Genomic DNA, 24,484 nt, shown 5'->3' on the forward strand with positions numbered 1-24,484 from the left:
TGATGAGAACACCAACGAACGTTTGTTGTATTTTCAGCCGCCAATGCGCTGGCAAGGCGGCTTTTGGGTAACGTAAGAGGTTTACATGCGCACACATGCACGCTTGATCCTGGCCATTCTGTTCAGCCTGGTGGCGTTTACGGTTCAGGCCGAAACGGGCCAGGGCTGGCAGCCCGTCAACAGTACCATCGGTAAAAGCGAACAGGATCCGCGTCAGTATCAGGCTATTACGCTGGATAATGGCATGACCGTGCTGCTGGTGTCAGACAAGGATGCTCCTAAATCGCTGGCGGCTTTAACCCTGCCGATTGGTTCACTGGACGATCCTGCGCAACAGGCTGGCCTGGCACATTATCTTGAGCACATGGTGCTGATGGGCTCAACGCGTTATCCGGAACCTGACAGCCTGGCGGACTTCCTCAAAAAGCATGGTGGCAGCCACAATGCCAGCACGGCGTCCTACCGCACCGCTTTTTACCTTGAAGTGGAAAACGATGCCCTTGCGCCTGCCGTCGATCGCCTGGCCGACGCCATTGCGGCGCCGTTACTGGATCCGGTCAATGCCGATCGGGAACGTCATGCGGTCAATGCTGAGCTGACAATGGCGCGCGCCCGCGACGCTTTGCGCATGGGGCAGGTGGGGGCCGAGACGATCAATCCGGCCCATCCGGCAGCGCACTTCTATGGGGGCAATCTTGAAACCCTGCGAGATAAACCCGGCAGTAACCTGCATCAGGCGCTGCTGGACTTTTACCACAGCCACTATTCTGCCAACCTGATGAAGGCCGTTATCTACAGCAACCAGTCCCTGGCGCAGATGGCTGCCATTGCGGCAGACACCTTTGGTCGGGTGGCTAACCACAATGCCAGCGTTCCGATGATTAACGAGCCTGTTGTCACCGAGGCGCAGCAGGGTATTCTTATTCATTATGTGCCTGCACAACCCCGTAAACAGCTCAAAATTGAGTTCCGCATTCCGAATAACAGCGATCGCTTCCGTAGTAAAACGGACACGCTCATCGGCTATTTAATTGGCAACCGTAGCTCCAATACGCTGGCTGACTGGCTGCAAAAACAGGGGCTGGCCGATGGCGTCAGCGCCGGAGCCGATCCGGTTACCGAGCGCAACAGCGGCATCTTTACGATCAGCGTCTCACTCACCGATAAAGGCCTCGCCCAGCGCGACGACGTCGTGGCGGCCGTCTTTAGCTACATTGCCATGCTGCGCGAAAAAGGCATCGATCGTCGCTACTTCGACGAAGTTTCACATGTTCTGGCGCTGGATTTCCGTTATCCCTCCATTACCCGCAACATGGATTATATCGAGTGGCTGGCCGATACGATGCTACGGGTACCGGTAGAGCACACGCTGGATGCCCCTTATCTTGCCGACCGCTACGATGCCGGGGCAATTCAGGCCCGTCTGGAAGAGATGACGCCGCAGAAGGCGCGCATCTGGTATATCAGCCCGCAGGAGCCGCACAACAGGCTGGCCTATTTCGTCAATGCGCCTTATCAGGTAGATAAAATTACCGCTCAGACGTTTACGCAGTGGCAGCAGCGCGGGCGCGGGATTCAGCTCGCGATGCCGGTGCTGAATCCCTATATTCCCGATGATTTTACGCTGGTTTCTGCCGCAGAGAAGGCCTATCGCCATCCGGTAAAGCTAGATAACGATTTCGGGATGCGTATTTACTGGATGCCAAGCCAGTTCTATGCGAATGAGCCCAAAGCCAGCATTACCGTGGCGTTGCGAAACCAGCAGGCCATCAGCGATGCGCGCCAGCAGGTGCTGTTTGGTCTGAATGACTATCTGGCCAGCCTGGCGCTGGATGAGTTGAGCTCACAGGCCTCCATTGGCGGTATCAGCTTTTCGACCAGTGAGAACGATGGTCTGGTCTTTAACGCCAGTGGCTTTACGCAACGTCTGCCCGCCTTGCTTAAACAGCTGGTGGATCGTTACCGCACCTTCCAGCCCAGTGAGTCGCAGCTGGAGCAGGCTAAATCCTGGTACCTGGAGCGACTGGACGCGGCCGAAAAAGGCAAAGCCTTTGAGCAGGCTATTCAGCCAATGCAGCTCCTGTCGCAACTGCCTTATACTCAGCGAGAAACCCGCCGCAAACTGGTGAGCGGCATTACGCTGGATGAGGTGGTGGCTTACCGCGATGCGTTATTAAAAAATGCCACGCCTGAGATGATGGCGGTTGGCAACCTGAGCGCCGACAGCGTCACGCAGTTGGGGCGCGATCTGAAACAGCAGATGCAGTGCAAAGGGACTCACTACTGGCACAGCAACTACCTCAGCGTTGAAAAGCCGTTAAAGGCGAATCTGGAGCAGCACGGCAGCAGTACCGACTCTGCGCTGGCCGCGCTCTATATTCCTTTAGGCTATGACGAATACCAGAGCATGGCCAACAGCGCGATGCTCAGCCAGATCGTGCAGCCATGGTTTTACAATCAGCTACGGACGGAAGAGCAACTGGGCTATGCCGTCTTTGCCTTCCGGATGCCGGTGGGACGTCAGTGGGGAATTGGTTTTCTGTTGCAGAGTAACAGCAAGCAGCCCGCCTATCTAATGCAGCGCTATCAGGCATTTTATCCCCAGGCTGAGCAGCGTCTGCGTACGATGAGCCAGGCCGATTTTACGCAGTATCAGCAGGCGATGCTCAACGATCTCAGACAGCGTCCACAAACGCTGAACGAAGAAGCCGATCGTTTCAGCCGCGATTTTGATCGCCAAAACAACGACTTCGATACCCGGCAAAAGCTGATGGAGCAGGTCCAGCTGCTTACGCCTGCCGGCCTGGCCGATTTCTTTCATCAGGCCGTGATGCAGAAAAAAGGCATGGCCATGACGTCGCAGATCGCCGGAAGCGGCGAGCGTAAAATCGAATTTGCCCCGCTGCCTGGCTGGAGAACCTGGCAGGAAATCGCCAAACTGCAGCAGTCGCTGCCGGTAAAGAGTGAAACCCAATGATGCAGTCAAGACCCGAGTCGCTTAACCCGTTAACGCTGCCGCTGAGCGGCGAGCGGTTAATTGAGGCGTCAGCGGGGACCGGTAAAACCTTTACGATCGGCCTGCTCTATTTACGTCTGCTATTAGGGCTGGGCGGCGAGAACGCCTGGCGCAGGCCGCTGTCCGTCGAAGAGATTCTGGTGGTGACCTTTACCGAAGCCGCTACGGCTGAACTGCGCGGTCGTATCCGTGACAATATCCATCAGCTACGTCTGGCCTGCGTGCGTGGTAAAAGCCATAACCCCATGCACCAACAGCTGATGGAGCAGATCGCCGATCTGCCCCAGGCCGCGTCACAACTGCTGGCGGCCGAGCGACAAATGGATGAGGCGGCAATTTTTACCATCCACGGCTTTTGTCAGCGCATGCTTAACCTGAACGCTTTTGAATCGGGCATGCTGTTCGAGCAGGAGCTGATTGAAAACGAACAAACGTTGCTCCGACAGGCCACGGCCGATTTCTGGCGTCGCCAGTGTTATCCCCTGTCGCTGGATGTGGCCAGAGTCATTGCGGCGGAGTGGAGCGGGCCGGACAGCTTACTGACCACGCTGCGGCCCTGGCTGCAGGGGGAGTCACCGACGCTCAGGCGCCCACCTCGCCCAGAGGAAACGCTGGCCTCCCGCCATGCGGCCAATCTTGAGCGAATTAACGCCCTTAAGCAGCAGTGGCAGGCTGCCAGCGCCGATGTGGAAGGGCTCATTAGCGCGTCTGGTGTTGATAAGCGCAGTTATAGCAGTAAGCACTTACCTAACTGGGTGGCTAAAGTCACCCAGTGGGCACTCGATGACACGCTTGATTACCAGTTGCCCAAAGAGCTGGAGCGCTTTGGGCAGCAGGTGCTGCACGAGAAGACCAAAAAGGGCGAGGCACCGCAACATGCATTGTTTGATGCGGTAGATCGCTTTCTGGCCGAACCGCTGACGTTGCGAGACGTCATTATCTGGCAGGCCCTGACCGAGGTCCGCGAGGCGGTCCAGCGCGAAAAGCGTCAGCGCGCACTACTGAGCTTTGATGACCTGTTGAGCCGTCTGGATGAGGCGCTTCAACAGCCGGGCGGGGCACTGCTGGCGGAAACGATTCGCGGGCGCTTCCCGGTCGCGCTGATTGATGAATTCCAGGATACCGATCCGCAGCAGTATCGTATCTTTCGTACGCTGTATCTCCATCAGCCAGAGTTAGCCCTGCTGCTTATTGGCGATCCCAAACAGGCGATTTATGCCTTCCGTGGTGCGGATATCTTTACCTATCTGCGCGCCCGTAGTGAAGTTAGTGCTCACTACACATTAGATACTAACTGGCGCTCCTCGCCTGACATGGTGGACAGCGTTAACCGGCTGTTTTCACAGGTTGATACGCCGTTTCTGTTCTCTTCCATTCCTTTTCTCCCGGTCAGTCCGGCTGCGCCTAATCAGGCCCTGAAGCTGATTTATCAGCAGCAACCGCAGCCCGCGCTGCGCTTCTGGCTTCAGCCGGGTGAAGGTGTGGGAGTAAGTGATTACCAACAATTTATGGCGCAGCAGTGTGCCGCGGATATCAGCCGCTGGCTGGTAGCCGGACAGCAGGGGCAGGCGCTGATTGGTAAAGGCGATGCCCTGCAGCCGGTTAAGGCATCGGACATTACCGTGCTGGTGCGCAGCCGTAACGAGGCCAGCCTGATCCGCGATGCGCTAAACAGCCTGTCGATTCCCTCCGTTTATCTTTCCAGCCGCGACAGCGTTTACACCACGCCGGAAGCGCGTGAACTGTTATGGCTCCTGCAGGCGGTTCAGTCACCTGAACAGGAGCGATTGCTGCGCAGCGCGCTGGCGACGTCCATCTTTGCTATTGATGCCGCCGAACTGGACGCGCTGGCGCAGAACGAACGCCACTGGGATGCACTGGTGGAGCAGTTTGTCAGCTGGCAGCAAATCTGGCATCAGCGCGGCGTTTTACCCATGCTGCGCGACGTGATGATCACGCGGCAACTGGCCGAAAATATGCTGGCATCAGACAATGGCGAACGGCGCTTAACCGATCTGATGCACCTGGGTGAACTCCTGCAGGAAGCGGCGGTTCAGCTCGACAGCACCCATGCGCTGGTGCGTTTTCTGGCACAGCAAATTGCCCGCCCCGATAGCCAGGCGGCCAGTCAGCAACTGCGTCTTGAAAGCGATCGTCATCTGGTGCAAATCGTCACCATTCATAAATCGAAAGGATTGCAGTATCCCCTGGTCTGGCTGCCCTTTGCCGCCGGATTCCGCGAGGCCGCCAGTGCGCTGTATCACGATCGTGAAAGCTTTGCTGCGATGCTGGACGTGCAGGGGGATGAGTACAGCCTGACGCTGGCAGAAGAGGAGCGCCTGGCAGAGGATTTACGCCTGCTCTACGTGGCACTGACCCGTTCGGTTCACCACTGCAGCGTAGGTATTGCACCGCTGATTAAGGGCGCGCGTAAAAAAGCGGGTGAAAGCGACTTGCACAAAAGCGCGCTCGGTTTCCTGGTGCAGCGCGGCGAAATCGCCGATGCCGCGCAGCTCAGTCAGCATCTGCAGGCGCTTGAGGGCGCGGGAATTGAGGTTATCAGCAGCGCGCTCCAGCCCGGGGCGATCTGGCATGAAGGCCTGGGCAGCAACGATGCGCTGAGCAGTCGGGAAATGACGCGAGCGCTGGCCGACAGCTGGCGCGTCACCAGTTATTCGGGTTTGCAGCAGCACGGTAGCTCACCGCTGCTGGACGCCTTGCCTAAATTTGATATCGACGCCGCAGGCGAAACGGCAGACGAAGAGGATACCCTGTTGACGCCGCACCATTTTCCGCGCGGTGCGGCACCCGGGACGTTTCTCCACGGATTGTTTGAATCAATCGATTTCACCGAACCGCCAGAGGCGCTGTGGCTGGAAGATCAGCTCCAGCAAAACGGGTATTCACTCAGTTGGCTTCCGGTCATTCAGCAGTGGATTGCGCGCGTCCTGACAACGCCGCTTAACAAGGAAGGCGTAACGCTGTCCAGTATTAACAGCCGCGACCGGCTGATTGAAATGGAATTTTATCTCCCGATCAATAACCTGCTGACCGCGACCGATCTGGATGCGCTGGTACGCCGGTACGATCCGCTGTCGCAGCGCGGTCCGGCACTGGATTTCCGCCAGGTGAAAGGCATGTTGAAAGGGTTTATTGATTTGGTGTTCCGCTGGCAGGGAAAATACTATCTGCTGGATTATAAATCGAACTGGCTGGGGGAAAGTCATGCCGCATACACGCCCGAGGCGATGGAGCAGGCGATGATCGACCACCGCTACGATCTGCAATACCAGCTGTATACCCTGGCGCTGCACCGTTATCTCCAGCATCGTCTGGCAGGCTATGACTACCAACAGCATTTCGGCGGCGTCTTTTACCTGTTTCTGCGTGGCGTCGATGGCTGCCCGGCCGACAACGGCATTTTCGCCACCCGACCCGACCCGGCGTTTATTGATGAAATGGACAGGCTGTTTGGCAATACAGAGGAAATGTTATGAGTGATATAAACGCCTTACTGCTCCAGGCAGTCGAAAAGCGTTTACTGCGTCCTCTGGATATACAGTTTGCCCGCTTGATTGCGGACGACGCCCAGCCTTTTCTGCTGCTGGCAGCGGCCTGCGTCAGTGCCGATGCCGGAGAAGGTCACGTCTGTCTGCCGCTGGCTAATCTGAGCGAGGCCGGACTCTTTGCGGGGCGTCAGCCGGCCCTGGCCCAGGCACTATGGCAGGCCGCAGGCGCGCCGGACGATGTGCATGCTGCACTGGCGGGCTGGTCAGCAATCAGTGATGGCAGTGCCGTCACCCCGCTGGTGCTGAGCCATGAGCGTTTGTATCTGCATCGCTTGTGGCAGAGCGAAGGGCAGGTTGCGCGCTTTTTTTCGTTGCAGCCCGACGAAGGAACATTTGATGCGCACCGGGCCAGCGAGGTACTGACCAGCCTGTTTGGCAGCCGTCCTGACGACTGGCAAAAGATTGCCGCAGCCGTGGCGCTGACGCGAAAAACCGCCGTGATTTCAGGTGGGCCGGGAACCGGTAAAACCACCACGGTGGCAAAGCTGCTGGCTGCGCTAATCCGATTGAATACGGTGCCGCTGCGCATACAGCTGGCGGCACCCACGGGCAAAGCCGCGGCCCGTTTAACGGAGTCGCTGGGTAAAGCTCTACAGGGACTGGCCGTGAGCGAGGAAGAGCGCGCCCGGTTCCCTGCGGAAGCGACGACGCTGCACCGCCTGCTGGGTGCACAACCGGACACGCAGCGTCTGCGCTATCACGCGGGCAACCTGTTGCATCTGGATGTGCTGGTGGTCGATGAGGCCTCAATGGTCGACCTGAGCATGATGGCAAAACTGATCTCTGCCTTGCCACAGCATGCGCGCGTGGTCTTTCTGGGCGATCGCGATCAGCTGGCTTCGGTGGAGGCGGGCGCCGTGCTGGGGGATATTTGCCGCTGCAGCGAAACAGGATTTAGCCCGTCACGGGCTGCACAGCTGACGGCCCTGACCGGCTGCACGCTCACAGGCGACGATGTTGAGGCCGCGCCAGCCGTTCGCGACAGCATTTGCCTGCTGCGACAGAGCTATCGTTTTGATGAAAAGTCTGGAATAGGTCAGCTGGCACGGGCGGTGAACCAGGGCGATGCGCGCCAGATGAGCGCGATTTTTGCCGCCGGACACCAGGATGTTTCTTTTCAGCCGCTGAACGACGGCGACGCTTATCAGGCCATGCTGGACGAGGTAGCGCGGGGTTATAGCGATTATCTGCATGCCGTTCAGCATCAGGCTACGCCAGAGCAGGTTATTGACGCATTCAGCCGTTATCAGCTGTTGTGTGCCCTGCGTGAAGGGCCCTTTGGCGTGCACGGGCTGAATCAGCGCATTGAGCAACGCCTGATGCAGCTGCAGCGCATCAGACGTCCTGCGTTGGGCAGCCGCTGGTATGCGGGAAGGCCGGTAATGATCACCCGTAATGACAGCGCACTGGGGCTGTTTAACGGCGATATCGGTATTACTCTGCGCGATGAAGAAGGCCAGCTCAGAGTCTTTTTTCCGTTGCCAGACGGCAGCGTGAAAGCGATTCAGCCCAGCCGTTTGCCGTCTCATGAAACCGCCTGGGTTATGACGGTACATAAGTCGCAGGGATCGGAGTTTGACCATACCGCGCTGGTCATGCCGACCCAGTTTCTGCCGGTGCTGACCCGCGAGCTGGTTTATACCGCAATTACGCGTGCGCGCAGTCAACTGACGCTTTACAGCGATCGTGCAATATTTGACCGCGCCGTACAGCTGCAAACGCAGCGGCGAAGCGGGCTGGTGGAAAGGTTAGGGGCGGCCGGGCAGGCGTAACAGCAAGGGCGGCATGGCTGCCGCCCGGTGACTGTCAGGTTAAATCCGCCATCAGCACCTTTGAGCGGCGCTGATAGTTGTACATCTCTTTCTTACTTTCTGGCAGCGACTCAATATCCACCGGCGTAAAACCGCGCTCCTGAAACCAGTGAATACTGCGCGTAGTCAGCACGAACAGTTTTTCCAGCCCCATTTGCCGAGCCTGTAGCGCGACGCGCTGCAACAGCAACTCGCCACGCGATGAACTGCGATAGTCCGGATGCACTGCGACGCAGGCCATTTCCCCAATCTTTTCATCCATAAACGGATAAAGCGCGGCACAGGCGATGGTCAGGTTATCGCGCTGGATGATGGTGAATTTATCGATCTCCATTTCCAGTTGCTCACGTGAGCGACGTACCAGAATGCCTTGCTGCTCCAGCGGGCGAATCAGCTCCAGAATACCGCCGATGTCGTTGATGGTGGCACGGCGGATCTGCTCGGCCGACTCCATCACAATCTGCGTCCCGATGCCGTCGCGCGAGAACAACTCCTGCAGCAGCGCACCGTCTTCCTGATAGCTGATGAGATGGCTGCGGCGCACGCCACTGCGACAGGCTTTTACCGCGCCCCGTAAAAAACGCACGGTACCTGAAAGAAAATCACCGTCGCTTTCCATTTCATCGATACGTGCCTGCGCATCGTTAGGAAAGAGCTCCGAGACAATATTGCCTTCACGATCGATCACGCCTTGTTCAGAACAGAAGCCAATCATCTTTTCGGCCTTGAGCTTAATGGCGAGCTGGGTGGCAACCTCTTCAGACGTCAGGTTAAAGCTTTCACCCGTCACCGACACCGCCACCGGGCCAAGCAGCACAATGGCATCGTTATCCAACTGACGATGAATGGCCTCTTCATCAATACGACGAATGCGTCCACTGTGGCAGTAATCCACCCCGTCATCCACGCCGAGCGGTTGAGCAATAATGAAGTTACCGCTCACCACGTTAATGTGCGCGCCCTGCAAAGGTGTGTTGTTCAGGCTCATTGAGAGCCGGGCCGTGATATCCAGCTGCAGCCGGCCTGCGGCCTGTTTGACGAGTTCCAGCGACTGAGCATCGGTCACACGGGTATATTTGTGGTAAGCCGGTTCCAGCTGATGTGCCGCCAGGCTGGCATCAATCTGTGGGCGCGCGCCATACACCACGACCAGACGGATACCGAGGCTATGCAGCAAGCCGATATCATTGACAATACTGGAGAAATTCTCATGCTCAATGGCTTCACCGCCGAGCATGATGACGAATGTCTTATCCCGATGCGCATTGATATAGGGAACGGTGTGGCGAAAACCCTGAACCAGTTCGGTACTACGTTCCTTCACGGCTAACCCTCAGTGAATGTTTATTCGTATTTTGTGTATTTTTATGCCTTTAGCCATCGTTTTGCAAGCGCTAATCCTGACGATAATTTACGTTTTTTTTGGTGCCAAAGCCGCTAACAGCCTGCATTATTTGGGGTTTCCGGGGTGACATTGCCTGCAGGATTGGATAAAGTTTTCGCCGCCATTTTATTTGGCTGCCGTTTTTTTTAAACACTATATAACAGCTGGAGTGGCATGTCGGAAGGTAATCCCCTGGTTTCACGTAGACGATTATTAAAAGGTACAGGGGCGCTGTTACTGCTCAGCGTCAGCGGTGTGAGTATGGCCGCGACCAGCCATATTTTAGCGGTCCGCATCTGGCCCTCTTCCACTTACTCGCGTATGACGCTGGAGTCTAACGTCGCGCTTAAGTACAAGCAGTTTGCCCTGACGAACCCTGACCGCCTGGTCATTGATATCGATGGCTTGCATCTTAACTCAGTCCTTAAGGGCGTGAATCAGCACGTGCGTGTTGACGATCCTTTTATTAAAAGCGCCAGAGTGGGGCAGTTTGATGCCAATACCGTGCGCGTCGTACTGGAACTGAAGCGCAACGTGTCCCCTAAAATCTTCAGCCTTGACCCGGTGTCCACGATCAAACACCGACTGGTGGTCGATCTCTATCCCAGCCAGGAGAGCGTTGAAGATGATCCGCTTCTGGCATTACTTAAAGATTACAATCAGGGCGATCTGGAAAAAAATGAGGCCGTTCAGGCGCCTCTGCCCGGTAAAGCGGGGCGCGATCGCCCGATCATCATCATGATCGATCCCGGGCATGGCGGTGAAGATCCCGGTGCCCACGGTAAACATAAAACACGTGAAAAGGATATCGTGCTGAAGATTGGCCGTCGGCTGAAAACCTTGATCGAAAAAGAGCACAACATGAAGGCTTACATGACCCGCAACGAGGATGTGTTTATTCCTCTGCGGGTGCGGGTTGCTAAAGCACGCAAGCAACGTGCCGACCTGTTTGTCTCTATCCATGCCGATGCATTTACCAGCCGGGCCGCGCGCGGTTCTTCCGTGTTTGCGCTGTCGACCAGCGGCGCGACCTCTGCGGCGGCGCGTTTCCTGGCGCAAACCCAGAACGAAGCCGATCAGATTGGTGGCGTCAGCATGAGTGGAGATCGCTATCTGGATCACACCATGTTTGATATGGTGCAGCGCCAGACGATCCATGACAGCCTGAAGTTTGGTAAAGAAGTCTTGCACCGCATGGGGCGCATCAATCACCTGCACAAACGCACTGTGGATCAGGCCGGTTTTGCCGTGCTTAAGGCACCAGATATTCCCTCTATCCTGGTGGAAACGGCCTTTATCAGTAATGTTGAAGAAGAGCGTAAGTTGCGCACCACGCGCTATCAGCATCAGGTGGCAGAGGCGATACTGGAAGGAATCAAAGCCTATTTTAAAAGCGGTGTCGCACTGGCTCATCGCTGAGTAACCCTCAGGAAAACGGCCGCTGGCGCATTTTCCTGGCCTGCTGAGACACCAGGACCGGAAAGCGATTCCGCGCGGCTTCAGGATCAGGCCGCGCAGGTTGGCCTGCTGTTCAGAGGCCGCCGGGTGCTCAGCGCCCCTTTGCCAGATAACGGGCCATTTCGTCTTCCGGCACCATTCCGCCGCCCGTTGCCCAGACCAGATGTGTCGCCTGACCTAACTGCGCCGCGGTAAAACCGTGCATTTGCAGGTAAGCTGTGGCACTGCAGACGCGCTGGGGGCCAGCCATACCGGCAAGGGCCGAGGGCTCCAGCCGCAGGTCTTCTTCCTGCGCCAGCCAGCTCAGCATGTCGTACAGGCTTTGATCGTCAAGCGTATAGAGCCCGTCCAGCAGGCGCTGCATGGCCCGGCCAACGAAGCCGGAAGCGCGTCCGACCGCCAGTCCATCGGCTGCCGTGATATTGTCGATGCCGATGTCCTGTACCGAAATACCCTCGTGCAAACCCGTGCAGATGCCCAGCAACATGCAGGGAGAGTGGGTGGGTTCAGCGAACAGGCAGTGAACGTGTTCACCAAAAGCCAGCTTCAGACCAAAGGCGACGCCGCCGGGCCCACCGCCCACGCCGCAGGGTAAATACACAAATAACGGATGATGGCGGTCAACCACGCGGCCCTGCTGTTCAAACTGAGCCTTCAGGCGCTGCCCGGCAACGGCATAACCTAAAAACAGGGTGCGGGAGTTTTCATCGTCGATAAAGAAACAGTCCGGGTCGGACTCTGCCGCTTTACGTCCTTGCTCTACCGCTACGCCATAATCCTGTTGATACTCAATTACCGTGACGCCGTGACTGCGTAGTTTGGCTTTCTTCCATTCGCGGGCGTCCGCCGACATATGCACGGTAACTTTAAAGCCAAGACGGGCGCTGATGATGCCAATCGACAGGCCAAGATTACCGGTTGAGCCCACGGCAATACTGTACCGGTTAAAAAATTGCCTGAACGAAGGCGAGAGTAGCCTGCTGTAATCCTCTTCCCGGGTCAGTAAACCTGCATCCAGTGCCAGTTTCTCGGCATGGGTCAGCACTTCATAAATCCCACCACGCGCTTTGATTGAGCCAGAAATTGGCAGGTGGCTGTCTTTCTTCAATAGCAGCGTACCCGCAATGTGTTGTCCGTATTCTCTTTGTAGCCGCGCCTGCATCGCCGGTATGGCTACGAGCTCCGACTCAATAATTCCTCCCGTGGCGGCCGTTTCAGGAAAGGCCTGTGCCAGAAAAGGTGCAAACCGGTTCAGACGTGCATGTGCCTCTTCAACATCCTGGGCCGTCAGGCCAACATGGGGTAAGGCTTCTGCGACGGTGGTCGTGGCGGGATTAAACCAGGTGGTTTCATTGAGCGCAATTAAATCCGCGACGTGCGGAAACTGAGTGGTCAGTGTAGCAATATTGTGGTTATTCATAGCAGACCTTGTGATGTCCGAATGAATTATCAAAACAGAAATATAGCGGCAAGAGCAATAGCTGCGGCCTGAACAGGGTTCTGTCTGAGTGGCAAAACGCGATAACAGCTTAAAAAGAGGGAGAGAAGGAGAGTTGACTACGCTGGCGGTTGAGCGAATTTCAGAAACAAAAAAACACCCTTTCAGGTGTTTAAAGTGGTTGCGGGGGCCGGATTTGAACCGACGACCTTCGGGTTATGAGCCCGACGAGCTACCAGGCTGCTCCACCCCGCGTCCGATTGCGCATAGCGACTTTCACATTGTCTCTTCTGTGTGAGCAAAATCACAGAAAATTGGTTGCGGAGGCCGGATTTGAACCGACGACCTTCGGGTTATGAGCCCGACGAGCTACCAGGCTGCTCCACCCCGCGTCCGATTGCGCATAGCGACTTTCACATTGTCTCTTCTGTATGAGCAAAATCACAGAAGAATTGGTTGCGGGGGCCGGATTTGAACCGACGACCTTCGGGTTATGAGCCCGACGAGCTACCAGGCTGCTCCACCCCGCGTCCGTGGATGCGCACTATACTCCGCACGATGATTGTTGCAACCCCTTTTTGCCCTAAAAGGCTAAATTTGCTGTTAATTGATGAAGGATTCCTCCATTTGGTGATTTATTGCGCCGATATCCGTTATGACGAAACAGGATGGATTTCATTCTGATGACGGCTTTGCTATCGTCGCGTGGCGAACAGTTATAAAAAGAGATGAAGATGAAAGGACGTTGGGCGAAGTACGCACTTACTGGCGCATTTTTAGCGCTGCTGGCTGGCTGTAGCGGTAAGCCAACCGATCGGGGTCAGCAATATAAAGACGGCAAACTGGATCAGCCCCTTGCGCTGGTCAATCAACCTAATGCTAAAGGCCGCCCGGTTAACGGCCGAGACTTTGGTGAACAGGTCAGGCAGATTCAGTCTGCCTCCTCTGGCCTGTTTCTCCGTAACAACAGTACTTACAGTGCGGTAGAAAACTGGCTGATAGCCGGCGGCGATACGCGCCAGCTGCGCCAGTTTGGTCTGGACGCGTTTCAGATGGAAGGCACAGACAATTACGGCAACGTGCAGTTCACCGGGTACTACACGCCAGTCGTTGAGGCACGTTACACCCGTCAGGGTGAGTTCCAGTATCCCATTTACCGGATGCCGCCACGTAAGCGCGGACAAAAGCTGCCAAGCCGTGCTTCTATATATAGTGGTGGGTTGGACGATCGCTATGTGATTGCCTGGAGTAATTCACTCATCGATAACTTTATTATGGACGTACAGGGGAGCGGCTACGTTGATTTTGGCGACGGGCGTCCAATGCGCTTTTTTGGTTATGGCGGAAAAAACGGCTGGGGCTATCATAGCATCGGTAAAGAGCTGATCGATCGTGGCGAAGTGAAGCGAGAAGACATGTCCATGCAGGCGATTCGCCAGTGGGCTGAGGAGCATTCTCCGCAGGAAGTGCGTGCGCTGTTAGAAACCAACCCTTCATTTGTGTTTTTCAAACCTGAAGACTATGTGCCGGTGCGCGGTGCCAGCGCTGTACCTTTGGTGGCGAAAGCTTCTGTGGCATCAGACCGCTCACTGATTCCTGCCGGAACGGTGTTGCTGGCAGAAGTGCCGCAGTTAAATGAAAAAGGGAAATTTAACGGTAAATATGAGATGCGAATGATGGTGGCGCTGGATGTTGGCGGTGCCATCAAAGGCCAGCACTTCGACATTTATCAGGGCGTGGGCCCGGATGCCGCTCATCTTGCCGGTTTCTATAACCATTATGGACGCGTATGGGTGCTTAAATCTGCCCCTGGCGCCGGTCAGCCGCTGTTCAGCAATGCGCAGGGCGGCAACAACGGCACCCTGTTGTTGGGTGCTAACTAATTTTTGATGTGGCGGGCGTTCTGGCCCGCACTCTGTAACAGGTTTGACTATGAAAGTGTTAAACGATGCCTGGCACCAGCGCTTTGGTGGCACGGCACGTCTTTATGGCCAGCAGGCTCTGCAGCGGTTTGCGGATGCGCATTTCTGCGTCATTGGGATTGGTGGCGTAGGTTCCTGGGCTGCAGAGGCATTGGTACGCACCGGTATCGGCAGGATTACCCTGATCGATATGGACGATGTCTGCATCACCAATACCAATCGTCAGATACATGCGATCCATGGCAACGTGGGTAAAGCCAAGACGGAAGTCATGGCGGATCGCCTGCGCGCCATTAATCCTGATTGTGAAGTGGTGTGCATTGATGATTTTATTACGCCGGAAAACACGGCGACCCTGCTGACGGGCGATATCGATTACGTGATTGATGCCATTGATAGCGTGCGGCCCAAAGCCGCGCTGATTGCCTGGTGTCGGCGCAACAAGATCCCGCTGGTCACTACCGGTGGCGCAGGCGGCCAGATCGATCCGACACAAATTCAGGTCACCGATTTAGCCAAAACGATCCAGGATCCGCTTGCGGCCAAACTGCGCGAGCGCCTTAAACAGTTTGGTGTCGTGAAGAACAGCAAAGGCAAGCTGGGCATCGACTGCGTATTTTCTACTGAGGCGCTGGTTTATCCGCAGGCGGATGGCACGGTTTGCGCCTCACGCAGTACGGCAGAAGGGCCGAAAAGAATGGACTGCGAATCCGGGTTTGGCGCGGCAACGATGGTGACGGCCACCTTCGGCTTTGTTGCGGTATCCCATGCCCTGAAGAAGTTTCTGGCGCGCGCGGCGCGCCAGGCTTAACCCTGATACCGTTGGGCACTCTGCCGCACGGCGTCAGCCAGCGCTTTCAGGCCACTGCTGCGTGATGCGCTAAGCTGAGCGCGCAGGCCCAGCGCCTCAAACAGATCGAGCGGATCGGACGCCAGCAACTGAGCTGGCGTCTTGCCTTCAACGGCGGTCAGCAACACGGCCAGCAGACCGCGCACGATACGACCTTCGCTGTCTCCATAGAAGTGCAGGGTACCCTTCTCTCCCAGTTGACTGCCGAACCAGACGCGGTTTTCGCAGCCGCTCAGTTCGATATCCGCTGTTTTTAACGCGTCAGGCAACCCGGGTAACTGCCGTCCCAGTAAAATCAGCTGCCGGTAGCGATCTTCCCACTGATGAAAGCGGGAGAAGGTAGCCTGTAAATCAGCCGTGGTGATTTCAGCGCCGAACGGGTGAGGCGCTAACAGCGGTGCGTTCATTATTAAAACTCCGATAACAGATCGATGGCGCTGCGCATGGCGCGCAGCAGGGCATCGACATCCTGAAGATTATTATAAGGTGCAAACGAAACGCGCAGCGTGCCGTCAACGCCCAATGCCGCCATCAATGGCTGAGCGCAATGCTGACCCGCCCGCAGGGCGATACCGTGCTCGGCCAGAAGCGTCACGATGTCGCTGTGATGAATGCCCTGAATGTCGAAGGCCAGCAGGCTGGCACTGCCACAGCGGAAGCTACGAAAGCCGGGCAGTTCAGCCAGTTGCTCCTCGGCCAGGCTGGCAAGCTGCTGGCTCCACATCTCGGCTTTGCGCATATCCAACTGCTTCAGCCAGCCGAGCGCGGCGCTTAACCCGGTAACGCCAGCAACGTTGGGTGTGCCCGCCTCGAAACGCCAGGGAACGGGCTGCGGCGTAAAGCCGGTAAAATCGACCTGTGTCAGCATCTTTCCGCCGCCCTGTAAGGGAACCATCTCTTCCAGCTGTTCCGCTTTTCCGTACAGCACGCCAATGCCCATTGGCCCATAGAGCTTGTGGCCGGAAAAAGCATAAAAATCAATATCCAGCGCCTGCACATCCGGTGGGCAATGCACCACGCCCTGAGCGCCATCCACCATGACTTTTGCGCCTGCTGCGTGGGCCAGCGCAATGGCCTGCGCTAAATCGGGACAGCCGCCGGTCACGTTAGACATCTGCCCGACCGCAAGCAGCCGGGTCCGGTTGTTAATCAGCGCAGGCAGCAGTGAGATATCCGGCAGGCGATCGGCACCAATCGGCCATTTCACCACCCGCGCGCCGCTGGCCTGCGCAACCATCAGCCAGGGCACCAGATTCGCATGATGTTCTGCCTCACTGACAATTATCTCATCGCCAGGTTGTAAACGCGGCGCTAACCAGCCATGCGCCACCAGGTTTATCGCATCAGTGGTGCCGCGCGTCCATACGATCTGGCGATCGCTGGCGGCATTCAGCCAGTGTGCCACCATGCTACGCGCCTGTTCGTACTGCTCCGTTAACTGGCGGGCAGCAGCAAACTGGCTCCGGTGAACGGTGCCAGCGCTCAGGCTGTAGAATTGCTGCGTCGCGTCTATCACCGTCTGCGGTTTCAGCATGGTGGCGGCACTGTCAAGATAGACACCGGCATCGTTTAGCGCAGGAAACTGCTGACGAAATGAAGAAGGGTTGAAGGCGCTCATACGTGGCTCACAGGTTGTTAATTTTCAGGTCCAGGCTGAAAGATGGCTGTCTGTCTGGCAAAGCTGGAAAAGCGGGTTATGCTGAGTATTGCAAGGTATAAACTTAACCCGCATGGCGAGACGACCTACTTACAGTCGATCGCACTTGACCGTTTCTTTGGTCAGCGTAACGCGGGGGGTTTGGTGCAATCAATCTGCAAGGAGATAGAAGATGAAAAAACTCGCCGCAATGCTGGCCATTTGTACAATGGCCTTTACCCTGGCTGCCTGTTCAAGCAACTACGTGATGCATACCAATGATGGACGCACTATCGTCGCTGAAGGCAAACCAAAGGTCGATACTGACACCGGTATGATCAGCTATAAAGATGCGAATGGCAATGAGCAGCAGATTAACCGTTCAGATGTGAAAGAAATGGTTGAAATGAAGTAATCAGCCCATAAAAAAAGCACCGCAATTTGCGGTGCTACTCAATATCACAATGGACAGACAGGGTAAATCTACAGGAATTAAAAAAGCTTGATCTGTAAAGGTCAGACCAAAATTGCAAACACAACATCACGACCACAAGCCAAAAGCTTTCAGAAAATCTGCGAACTCACTCACAAATCTAAAAACTTTTCGTTCCGGCTCAGGAAGTAGCGCAACTATAGGTATTTGCTGGAGCTTCATCAACGGACAATTTATAATGTCTCGGATTATAAATTCTAATACGTAAAGCCTTTGTATTAGTTCGCGTATTTTTTGCCACGCTGGCTATGGATAACCATGTCAAAACGTCTTCCTCCCCTTAATGCACTGCGGGTTTTCGATGCCGCAGCACGCCATTTAAGCTTTACCAAAGCGGCTGAAGAGCTGTTTGTCACCCAGGCTGCCGTCAGCCATCAGATCAAATCACTGGAAGATTTTCTGGGATTAAAGCTGTTCAGGCGGAGGAATCGTTCGCTTTTGCTCACGGAAGAGGGGCAAAGCTACTATCTGGACATTAAAGAAATCTTCTCTGCCCTGAATGAAGCCACGCGCAAGCTGCAGGCACGCAGTGCCAAAGGCGCGCTCACGGTCAGTTTACTGCCGAGTTTTGCCATTCAATGGCTCGTGCCGCGCCTCTCCAGCTTTAATCTGGCTTATCCGGGAATCGATGTCCGTATCCAGGCCGTTGACCGCGATGAGGAGAAACTGGCCGACGATGTGGACGTGGCGATTTTCTATGGTCGGGGCAACTGGCCTGGCTTACGGGTGGAAAAACTCTACGCAGAATACCTGCTGCCGGTCTGTTCTCCGGCGTTGATGACCGGGGAAAATCCGCTTAAAACCCCTATGGATCTTGCTCGCTTTACTCTGCTGCATGATGCGTCGCGTCGTGACTGGCAATCCTATATTCGTCAGCTCGGCGTTCAGCATATCAACGTTCAACAGGGCCCCATCTTCAGTCACAGCGCCATGGTGTTGCAGGCGGCGATTCATGGTCAGGGCGTGGCATTGGCCAATAACGTTATGGCGCAGAGCGAAATCGAAGCGGGGCGGTTGATTTGTCCGTTTAATGACGTTTTAGTGAGCAAAAATGCTTTTTATCTGGTTTGTCATGACAGCCAGGCAGAACTGGGTAAAATAGCCGCCTTTCGACAGTGGATCCTCGCTAAAGCGTCAACCGAACAAGAAAAATTCCGCTTTCGTTATGATCAGTAACTTTTTGATTTTTTTGCAGGGACCTGCAAACGCACCTTGAGGATAGATTGATGTCCAGACGTGCCATGTTTATTTTTGCGGCCATCAGCGGCTTTTTCCTGGTGGCATTTGGTGCTTTTGGTGCTCACGTGTTGAACAAAACGCTGGGAGCCACTGAAATGGCCTGGATTCACACCGGGCTGGAATATCAGGCTTACCATACGCTGGCTGTACTGGGGCTGGGTGCGGCAATGCTGTATCGCTGTAACATCTGGTTTTACTGGAGCAGTGCGTCTATGGCGCTGGGAACCGTATTATTTAGCGGCAGCCTCTATTCACTGGCGCTGTCGCATTTAACGTTTTTTGTATTTATCACGCCAGTCGGAGGCCTATTCTTCCTCGTCGGCTGGCTATTGATGTTGATTGGCGCACTGCGTCTTAAAACCAAGGCAGAACGCCATGAATAAAGTTTTACTGTATTGCCGCTCCGGCTTTGAAAAAGAGTGTGCGGCAGAGATTAGTGCGAAAGCCGCAGAGCGTAACGTCTACGGCTTTCCACGGGTAAAAGAAGATGCCGGTTATGTGCTGTTTGAATGCTATCAGCAGCCCGATGCGGAAAGGCTGATTCGGGAACTGCCATTTGAAACCCTGATTTTCGCCCGCCAGATGCTGGTTGTCGGCGAGCTGCTGCGTGACTTGCCTCAGGACGATCGTATTTCGCCTATCGTTGGCATGTTGAGCGGTGTGGTCGAGAAAGGCGGCGAGCTGCGTGTTGAGGTGCCTGACACCAATGAAGCAAAAGAGCTCACCAAATTCTGCCGCAAGTTTACCGTTCCCCTACGTGCCAGCCTGCGTGAGAGCAAAATTCTGCTTAATTACGAGAGCCCAAAACGCCCGGTCGTGCACGTGTTCTTTATTGCTCCCGGTACCTGTTACGTGGGCTATTCGCTGCCAGAAAACAATTCCCCCTTTTATATGGGCATTCCGCGTCTTAAGTTTCCCTCTGATGCGCCAAGCCGTTCAACGCTTAAGCTGGAAGAGGCTTTCCACGTTTTTGTACCCGCCGACGAGTGGGATGAGCGGTTAGCCAGCGGCATGTATGCGGTGGATCTGGGCGCCTGCCCTGGCGGCTGGACGTATCAGCTGGTACAGCGCAGCATGATGGTCTACGCCGTGGATAACGGCCCCATGGCACCGAGTCTGATGGATACCGGACAGGTCTTTCACGAACGCGAAGACGGTTTCCGCTTCCGCCCACCGCGCACCAATATCAGCTGGCTGGTCTGCGACATGGTGGAAAAACCGGCTCGCGTGGCAAATCTGATGGCGGACTGGCTGGTGAATGGCTGGTGTCGTGAGGCCATTTTCAACCTGAAGCTGCCCATGAAGAAGCGGTATGAAGAAGTCACGCAGAATCTGGCCATGATCGAGCAGCGCCTCACGGAAAATGGCATTAATGCGCAAATTCGCGCACGCCAGCTCTACCACGATCGTGAAGAAGTAACGGTGCATATTCGTCGTATCTGGGCCGCGGTCGGTGGCCGTCGCGACGAGCGCTAATCGAACCGATCGGGCGCGATGGCGCCCGATCGGTTGACGATGCTAGTCACCGCTGTAACGCAGTAAATTCAGATTTCCTTCCAGCACCAAATCCTGTTTCAGCCGGGCGACGTCGCGGCTTATAAACGCCATCTCTTGCCCTGTCTGCAGTTTATTGCGCCATTTGGTGGGGACCTGATCCAACTGTTGGTAAAGCGATTCCAGTGAGCCAAACTGCTGCAGCAGTTCCCGGGCGCTTTTGGGGCCGATGCCCGCGATACCCGGGATTTTACTGCTGCTGATGCCGCATAATCCCCAGTAGTCGGGCAGTACAGTGGGCGCAACGCCAAACTCCGTTTCAATAAACGGCAAATCCAGCCAGCGCTTCTGAAAATAATCGCGGATGCGAATGTCCGGTGCCAGTAGCTGACAGTAGCCTTTGTCGGTGGAAACGATAGTGGCCTGATGGCCCGCCCGCGCCATTTTTACCGCCAGCGTGGCCGCCAGATCGTCGGCTTCATCCTGTTCGGCAATCCAGCAGCTCACGCCCACGGCCCGAAACGCCGCCTGCAAAGCGGGCATTTCAGCCTGCAAATCTTCCGGCATGGGCGGGCGACCGCTTTTATAGTCGGGCAGCAGCTGATGCCGCCATCCCTGATGGCGCGCTTCCCCGTCAAACACGGCCACAACGTGAGAAGGACGCGTGTGGCCGAGAAGCTGGCGCAATGCCGCCACGCAGCCGTCCACACAGGGAGAGCCTTGAACGGCATGAAGGCGGCGAATGAGATTGAGTGCATCAACAATAAGTAAGTGATGTGACATAAGGTAAGGGCAGCCCAGCGGCTGCCTCCTGATTTACTTAATGATTTCGTAGCACGGGATATAGGCAGTACCTGGCAGTTTCATACGCTGCTGCGCCACAAAGCCCTGTAGCAGTTCATCCATGCGGTGCATGATGTCGGCATCACCGTGCAGTTTATAAGGGCCTTTTTCCCGGATCTCACGGATGCCCATCTCTTTAACGTTACCTGCCACAATGCCCGAGAACGCCCGGCGCAGGTCGGCTGCCAATTTTTCCGGCGGCTGGTTAGTGTAGAGATTGAGATTGGCCATATTTTCATGCGTTGGCATAAAGGGCACCTGCAAATCCTGCGCGATGCGGATAGACCAGTTAAAGCTGTAGGCATCACCCGTTTCGCGGCGGTGTTCTTTCACCTGCGGCATCGCTTTTCTCATCAGGCGGGCCACCTCGGCGGCATCATCAATAATGATCTGATAATGCTTACGTGCCTGCTCCCCGAGCGTGCTGACAATAAAGTCATCCAGCACACGGAAATAGTCGGCGCTTTCTTTCGGCCCGGTCAGAATGAGCGGCAGAACCTGATGCTCATTTTGCGGATTCATCAGAATGCCCAGCAGGTAAAGAAACTCCTCTGCCGTCCCCACGCCGCCAGGGAAAATAATGATGCCATGTGCAATGCGTACAAAGGCTTCCAGACGTTTTTCGATGTCCGGCATGATGATCAGTTCGTTCACCAGCGGGTTAGGCGGTTCAGCCGCGATAATCGACGGCTCGGTTAAACCGATAAAGCGGCTGTCGCGGTAGCGTTGCTGCGCATGGCCTACCGCCGCCCCCTTCATGGGTGCTTCCATCACGCCCGGGCCACAGCCGGTACAAATATTCAGTTCACGCAGGCCCAACTGCGTACCGACGTTACGACAGTACTGGTATTCCACCGCGTTAATCGAGTGGCCGCCCCAACAGACAACGGTATTGGGATATTCGCCCACGTGTAATGCCCGGGCATTACGCAGAATAGAAAACACGGTGTTGGTAATCATGACCGAATCGTTGTCTTCTGCGCAGGGTAACCGGCCGGAACTGGCTAACTGGCCGTTAACAAACAGGATATCGCGCAGCACGGCAAACAGGTTAGCCTGCAGTGAACGAATAATATGGCCGTCAACAAAGGCCTCTTCGGGGGGATTGATCAGTTCAAGCTTGATGCCGCGCTCGCGGCGCAGCACGTTAATATCGAAGTTCTCAAAGCGGGACAGGAGCTCGTGGCTGCTGTCAGTCTGGCTGCCAGAATTGAGCACGGCGAGCGAGCAGTTACGGAAAAGTTGATATAAATCGCTGCTGGCTGTGCGCTTCAGCATATCTACTTCCAGTTGGGAGAGCAGATCCATAGAGCCAAGAGGGCTGACATGTGTAATCAAATGAACTCCTTTGCACCCGCTGGGGTGATGGCTGACACTGCAAATGCAGTGACGAAAATCCCTGGTTGGCAATCCACTGTATGCCGCCTTGCCCAGAGTAGCCTTGTCGGCAGGTCTGACTCAAGTGGAACGCTATAGTTGACCGGCAGCCTGAGAAATACCTCGCAAACTACTGACGAACCAGACGAGAATGACCCGGCGTAAAGGGCACATTACTGCGCCATGGATTAATATCCAGTCCGCCCCGACGCGTATAACGCGCGTAAACGGTGAGCTGTTCGGGCTGACAAAAACGCATCAGGTCATTGAAGATACGCTCAACGCACTGTTCATGAAACTCATTATGCTGACGAAATGAAATGATGTAGCGCAGCAGCGCTTCGCGATCGAGCCGTGGGCCCTTATAGCGAATCATCACCGAGCCCCAGTCAGGCTGATTCGTGATCAGACAGTTGGACTTCAGCAGGTGACTGACCAGCGTTTCTTCCACCTGTTCCTGACCGGCTGCGTTAATCAGATAATCGGCATTGAAGGCATAATCTTCAATTTCGATATCCTGCTCATCTATGCAGTAGCCTGCAAAGTGTCCCACAGGTTGACCTTCAATTTCATTTAACCGAAACAGCGCGACGCGCACCTCGCCTTCGGCACAGACACGCAGATCCTGCTCCAGCGTCTGGCGCACCTCGCCCCAGTCTGCGAACCGCGTCTGGTTAAAGCTGTTAAGATAGAGTTTGAAACTCTTGGACTCGATAAGATTACGACTATGGGCGTCCAGCACCACTTCGCCAACCGCCACCTGCGGAACGCCTTTGCTGTTGAGCCAGGAGAGTTCATATAGCGTCCAGATATCGCCTCCGGTAAAAGGCAGGTTGTCAGGATAAAGGCCGAGTGGTTCGCGGTTCATGCTGCGCGGAACGGCCTGTAATAAGCTGTTGTCATAGCGATCGTGATAAGCTGTGGGCTTGCCAAGCGTCAGGTTGCTGAGCGCCGGATCCGGCTGATAAGAAGACATAACGGTTACCACTGAGGTCATCAAAGTGAGTAAGTGTAACCTATCAGAAGTGAGAATTTGAATGATGCAGCAAACGGCTGAAGCGTTAACTGATTTTACCACCCGATACTGTCTGCACTGGCAGCAGAATAATGGCCATGCACCGGCCAGTAGCGATCTTTATGGCGTTCCTTCACCCTGCCTGATTGAAAATCGTGGCGAGCGGGCGCTGTGGCAGCCGCAGCCCTTTAGCCTGCCGCCGTCTCTGGATGCCGTTGAGCGCGCGCTGGATATCCAGCTACAGCCGCAGATTATCGCATTTTATACCCACCAGTTCGCGGGAGACATGCGCGCCACTCACGACCAAATCAGGCTAACGCTTCTGCAGGTCTGGAGCGAAGAGGATTTTGTCCGACTGCAGGAAAATCTGATTGGTCATTTAGTGATGCAGCGCCGGCTGAAGCAGGCGCCGACGCTGTTTATCGCGACAACAGATTCCGAAGAAAACATTATCTCGCTGTGTAACCTGAGCGGACATGTCATTCTCGAAACCCCAGGGCGCAAACATCGCCAGACGCTGGCACCTGATATCCCATCATTTCTTAATGATTTACAACCGCTTAGTGACTAGTTGCAGATATCCGCTATCGGCGGTGTGAGAGATCTCTTACAAGCTCTGTGAGAGATCGCTCTATCCTTCACGCAGTGATCATTTCGGAAAGATGTAAAAATATTGTAAATCATTAACTTATTAGCTGCGCTGATGAGCGCTTTTCATAAGATATCGTTATAAGGCGTTTTACCACCTTGTGCTCTGAGTAATTTCTGACGAGAATATCACTCGCGGACAGGATGTCCTGGACAACAGGAGCCGTCAGGATGACGGTAGCCAGGAGGCCGGAGCGTAACGGAGTTTACGTCACAAGGAAGGCTTCAGGATGAAGCAGGACACTCTGGATTGAGTTAAAGGACACCTCCAGGACGGAGAATGAGAGCCCC

At 55.4% G+C, this 24,484-nt stretch carries 18 protein-coding genes and 3 tRNA genes; 11 read left to right on the forward strand and 10 right to left on the reverse strand.

Annotated elements, in window-relative coordinates:
• Window positions 1–85 precede the first annotated feature (85 nt).
• Genes ptrA through recD form a run of 3 tightly spaced genes read left to right on the forward strand, consistent with a single transcriptional unit; the run spans window position 86 to window position 8,357 of the window.
• The gene (gene ptrA, locus ACPXSQ_RS13780; protein ID WP_426144080.1) at window positions 86–2,977 is read left to right on the forward strand and encodes a pitrilysin; all 2,892 of its coding nucleotides are present in this window, start codon (window positions 86–88) and stop codon (window positions 2,975–2,977) included.
• Window positions 2,974–6,513 (forward strand): exodeoxyribonuclease V subunit beta, encoded by a 3,540-nt coding sequence (gene recB, locus ACPXSQ_RS13785; protein WP_426144082.1) that lies wholly within the window; start codon window positions 2,974–2,976, stop codon window positions 6,511–6,513. Before ptrA ends, recB begins: the two co-directional genes overlap by 4 nt.
• Complete coding sequence (gene recD, locus ACPXSQ_RS13790; protein WP_013026977.1) at window positions 6,510–8,357, forward strand: exodeoxyribonuclease V subunit alpha; 1,848 nt, start codon at window positions 6,510–6,512, stop codon at window positions 8,355–8,357. The genes recB and recD overlap by 4 nt, the downstream gene beginning before the upstream one ends.
• A gap of 34 nt (window positions 8,358–8,391) precedes the next feature.
• Here recD and argA read toward each other — a convergent pair whose 3' ends face one another.
• Window positions 8,392–9,720 (reverse strand): amino-acid N-acetyltransferase, encoded by a 1,329-nt coding sequence (gene argA / locus ACPXSQ_RS13795; protein ID WP_013026976.1) that lies wholly within the window; start codon window positions 9,718–9,720, stop codon window positions 8,392–8,394.
• Window positions 9,721–9,954: 234 nt separating this feature from the next.
• On the opposite strand from argA, the gene amiC reads away from it, so the two are divergent.
• Window positions 9,955–11,199, forward strand: a complete 1,245-nt coding sequence (gene amiC, locus ACPXSQ_RS13800; protein WP_128391887.1) for an N-acetylmuramoyl-L-alanine amidase AmiC — start codon at window positions 9,955–9,957, stop codon at window positions 11,197–11,199.
• A 130-nt stretch (window positions 11,200–11,329) separates the two neighbouring features.
• Here the strand turns inward: amiC and dsdA are convergent, their stop codons facing one another.
• The 4 genes from dsdA to ACPXSQ_RS13820 all read right to left on the reverse strand — a co-directional run bounded on the left by dsdA (window position 11,330) and on the right by ACPXSQ_RS13820 (window position 13,206).
• Window positions 11,330–12,658 carry a D-serine ammonia-lyase gene (gene dsdA / locus ACPXSQ_RS13805; protein ID WP_426144085.1) on the reverse strand — a complete coding sequence of 443 codons (1,329 nt, stop codon included), beginning with the start codon at window positions 12,656–12,658 and terminating at the stop codon, window positions 11,330–11,332.
• A 196-nt stretch (window positions 12,659–12,854) separates the two neighbouring features.
• A tRNA-Met gene (locus tag ACPXSQ_RS13810) sits at window positions 12,855–12,931 on the reverse strand.
• A gap of 60 nt (window positions 12,932–12,991) precedes the next feature.
• Window positions 12,992–13,068, reverse strand: a tRNA-Met gene (locus ACPXSQ_RS13815).
• Between the two features lie 61 nt (window positions 13,069–13,129).
• A tRNA-Met gene (locus tag ACPXSQ_RS13820) sits at window positions 13,130–13,206 on the reverse strand.
• A 204-nt stretch (window positions 13,207–13,410) separates the two neighbouring features.
• On the opposite strand from ACPXSQ_RS13820, the gene mltA reads away from it, so the two are divergent.
• Window positions 13,411–14,559: a murein transglycosylase A gene (mltA, locus tag ACPXSQ_RS13825; RefSeq protein WP_019104743.1), complete on the forward strand. Its 1,149-nt coding sequence runs from the start codon at window positions 13,411–13,413 to the stop codon at window positions 14,557–14,559.
• Window positions 14,560–14,608: 49 nt separating this feature from the next.
• Entirely contained in the window at window positions 14,609–15,409 is an 801-nt protein-coding gene (gene tcdA, locus ACPXSQ_RS13830) for a tRNA cyclic N6-threonylcarbamoyladenosine(37) synthase TcdA (RefSeq protein WP_014594469.1), read from the forward strand.
• On the opposite strand, the gene csdE is transcribed toward tcdA, so the two are convergent.
• Window positions 15,406–15,855, reverse strand: a complete 450-nt coding sequence (gene csdE / locus ACPXSQ_RS13835) for a cysteine desulfurase sulfur acceptor subunit CsdE (protein WP_013026971.1) — start codon at window positions 15,853–15,855, stop codon at window positions 15,406–15,408. The genes tcdA and csdE overlap by 4 nt on opposite strands.
• Window positions 15,856–15,857: 2 nt before the next feature.
• The gene (csdA, locus tag ACPXSQ_RS13840) at window positions 15,858–17,066 is read right to left on the reverse strand and encodes a cysteine desulfurase CsdA (protein WP_105091895.1); all 1,209 of its coding nucleotides are present in this window, start codon (window positions 17,064–17,066) and stop codon (window positions 15,858–15,860) included.
• A 211-nt stretch (window positions 17,067–17,277) separates the two neighbouring features.
• Between csdA and ACPXSQ_RS13845 the strand changes: the two genes are divergently transcribed.
• The 4 genes from ACPXSQ_RS13845 to rlmM all read left to right on the forward strand — a co-directional run bounded on the left by ACPXSQ_RS13845 (window position 17,278) and on the right by rlmM (window position 20,292).
• The gene (locus tag ACPXSQ_RS13845) at window positions 17,278–17,499 is read left to right on the forward strand and encodes a YgdI/YgdR family lipoprotein (protein WP_013026969.1); all 222 of its coding nucleotides are present in this window, start codon (window positions 17,278–17,280) and stop codon (window positions 17,497–17,499) included.
• A 336-nt stretch (window positions 17,500–17,835) separates the two neighbouring features.
• Window positions 17,836–18,753 (forward strand): transcriptional regulator GcvA, encoded by a 918-nt coding sequence (locus ACPXSQ_RS13850; protein WP_426144089.1) that lies wholly within the window; start codon window positions 17,836–17,838, stop codon window positions 18,751–18,753.
• Window positions 18,754–18,803: 50 nt separating this feature from the next.
• On the forward strand, window positions 18,804–19,199 hold the full coding sequence (locus ACPXSQ_RS13855) for a DUF423 domain-containing protein (RefSeq protein WP_014605150.1): 396 nt from the start codon (window positions 18,804–18,806) through the stop codon (window positions 19,197–19,199).
• Window positions 19,192–20,292 carry a 23S rRNA (cytidine(2498)-2'-O)-methyltransferase RlmM gene (gene rlmM / locus ACPXSQ_RS13860; RefSeq protein WP_013026966.1) on the forward strand — a complete coding sequence of 367 codons (1,101 nt, stop codon included), beginning with the start codon at window positions 19,192–19,194 and terminating at the stop codon, window positions 20,290–20,292. The genes ACPXSQ_RS13855 and rlmM overlap by 8 nt, the downstream gene beginning before the upstream one ends.
• A 42-nt stretch (window positions 20,293–20,334) precedes the next feature.
• On the opposite strand, the gene xni is transcribed toward rlmM, so the two are convergent.
• From xni to queF, 3 genes are all read right to left on the reverse strand, one after another.
• Window positions 20,335–21,093 carry a flap endonuclease Xni gene (gene xni / locus ACPXSQ_RS13865; protein ID WP_014605151.1) on the reverse strand — a complete coding sequence of 253 codons (759 nt, stop codon included), beginning with the start codon at window positions 21,091–21,093 and terminating at the stop codon, window positions 20,335–20,337.
• Window positions 21,094–21,126: 33 nt separating this feature from the next.
• Window positions 21,127–22,491, reverse strand: coding sequence for a nucleotide 5'-monophosphate nucleosidase PpnN (gene ppnN, locus ACPXSQ_RS13870; protein WP_014605152.1), 1,365 nt, complete (start codon window positions 22,489–22,491; stop codon window positions 21,127–21,129).
• A 169-nt stretch (window positions 22,492–22,660) separates the two neighbouring features.
• On the reverse strand, window positions 22,661–23,506 hold the full coding sequence (gene queF, locus ACPXSQ_RS13875; protein ID WP_024471444.1) for an NADPH-dependent 7-cyano-7-deazaguanine reductase QueF: 846 nt from the start codon (window positions 23,504–23,506) through the stop codon (window positions 22,661–22,663).
• Window positions 23,507–23,567: 61 nt separating this feature from the next.
• On the opposite strand from queF, the gene syd reads away from it, so the two are divergent.
• On the forward strand, window positions 23,568–24,116 hold the full coding sequence (syd, locus tag ACPXSQ_RS13880) for a SecY-interacting protein (RefSeq protein ID WP_019104739.1): 549 nt from the start codon (window positions 23,568–23,570) through the stop codon (window positions 24,114–24,116).
• Window positions 24,117–24,484 lie beyond the last annotated feature (368 nt).

Source organism: Pantoea sp. EEL5 (assembly GCF_049892805.1).
GTDB classification, from domain to species: domain Bacteria; phylum Pseudomonadota; class Gammaproteobacteria; order Enterobacterales; family Enterobacteriaceae; genus Pantoea; species Pantoea ananatis.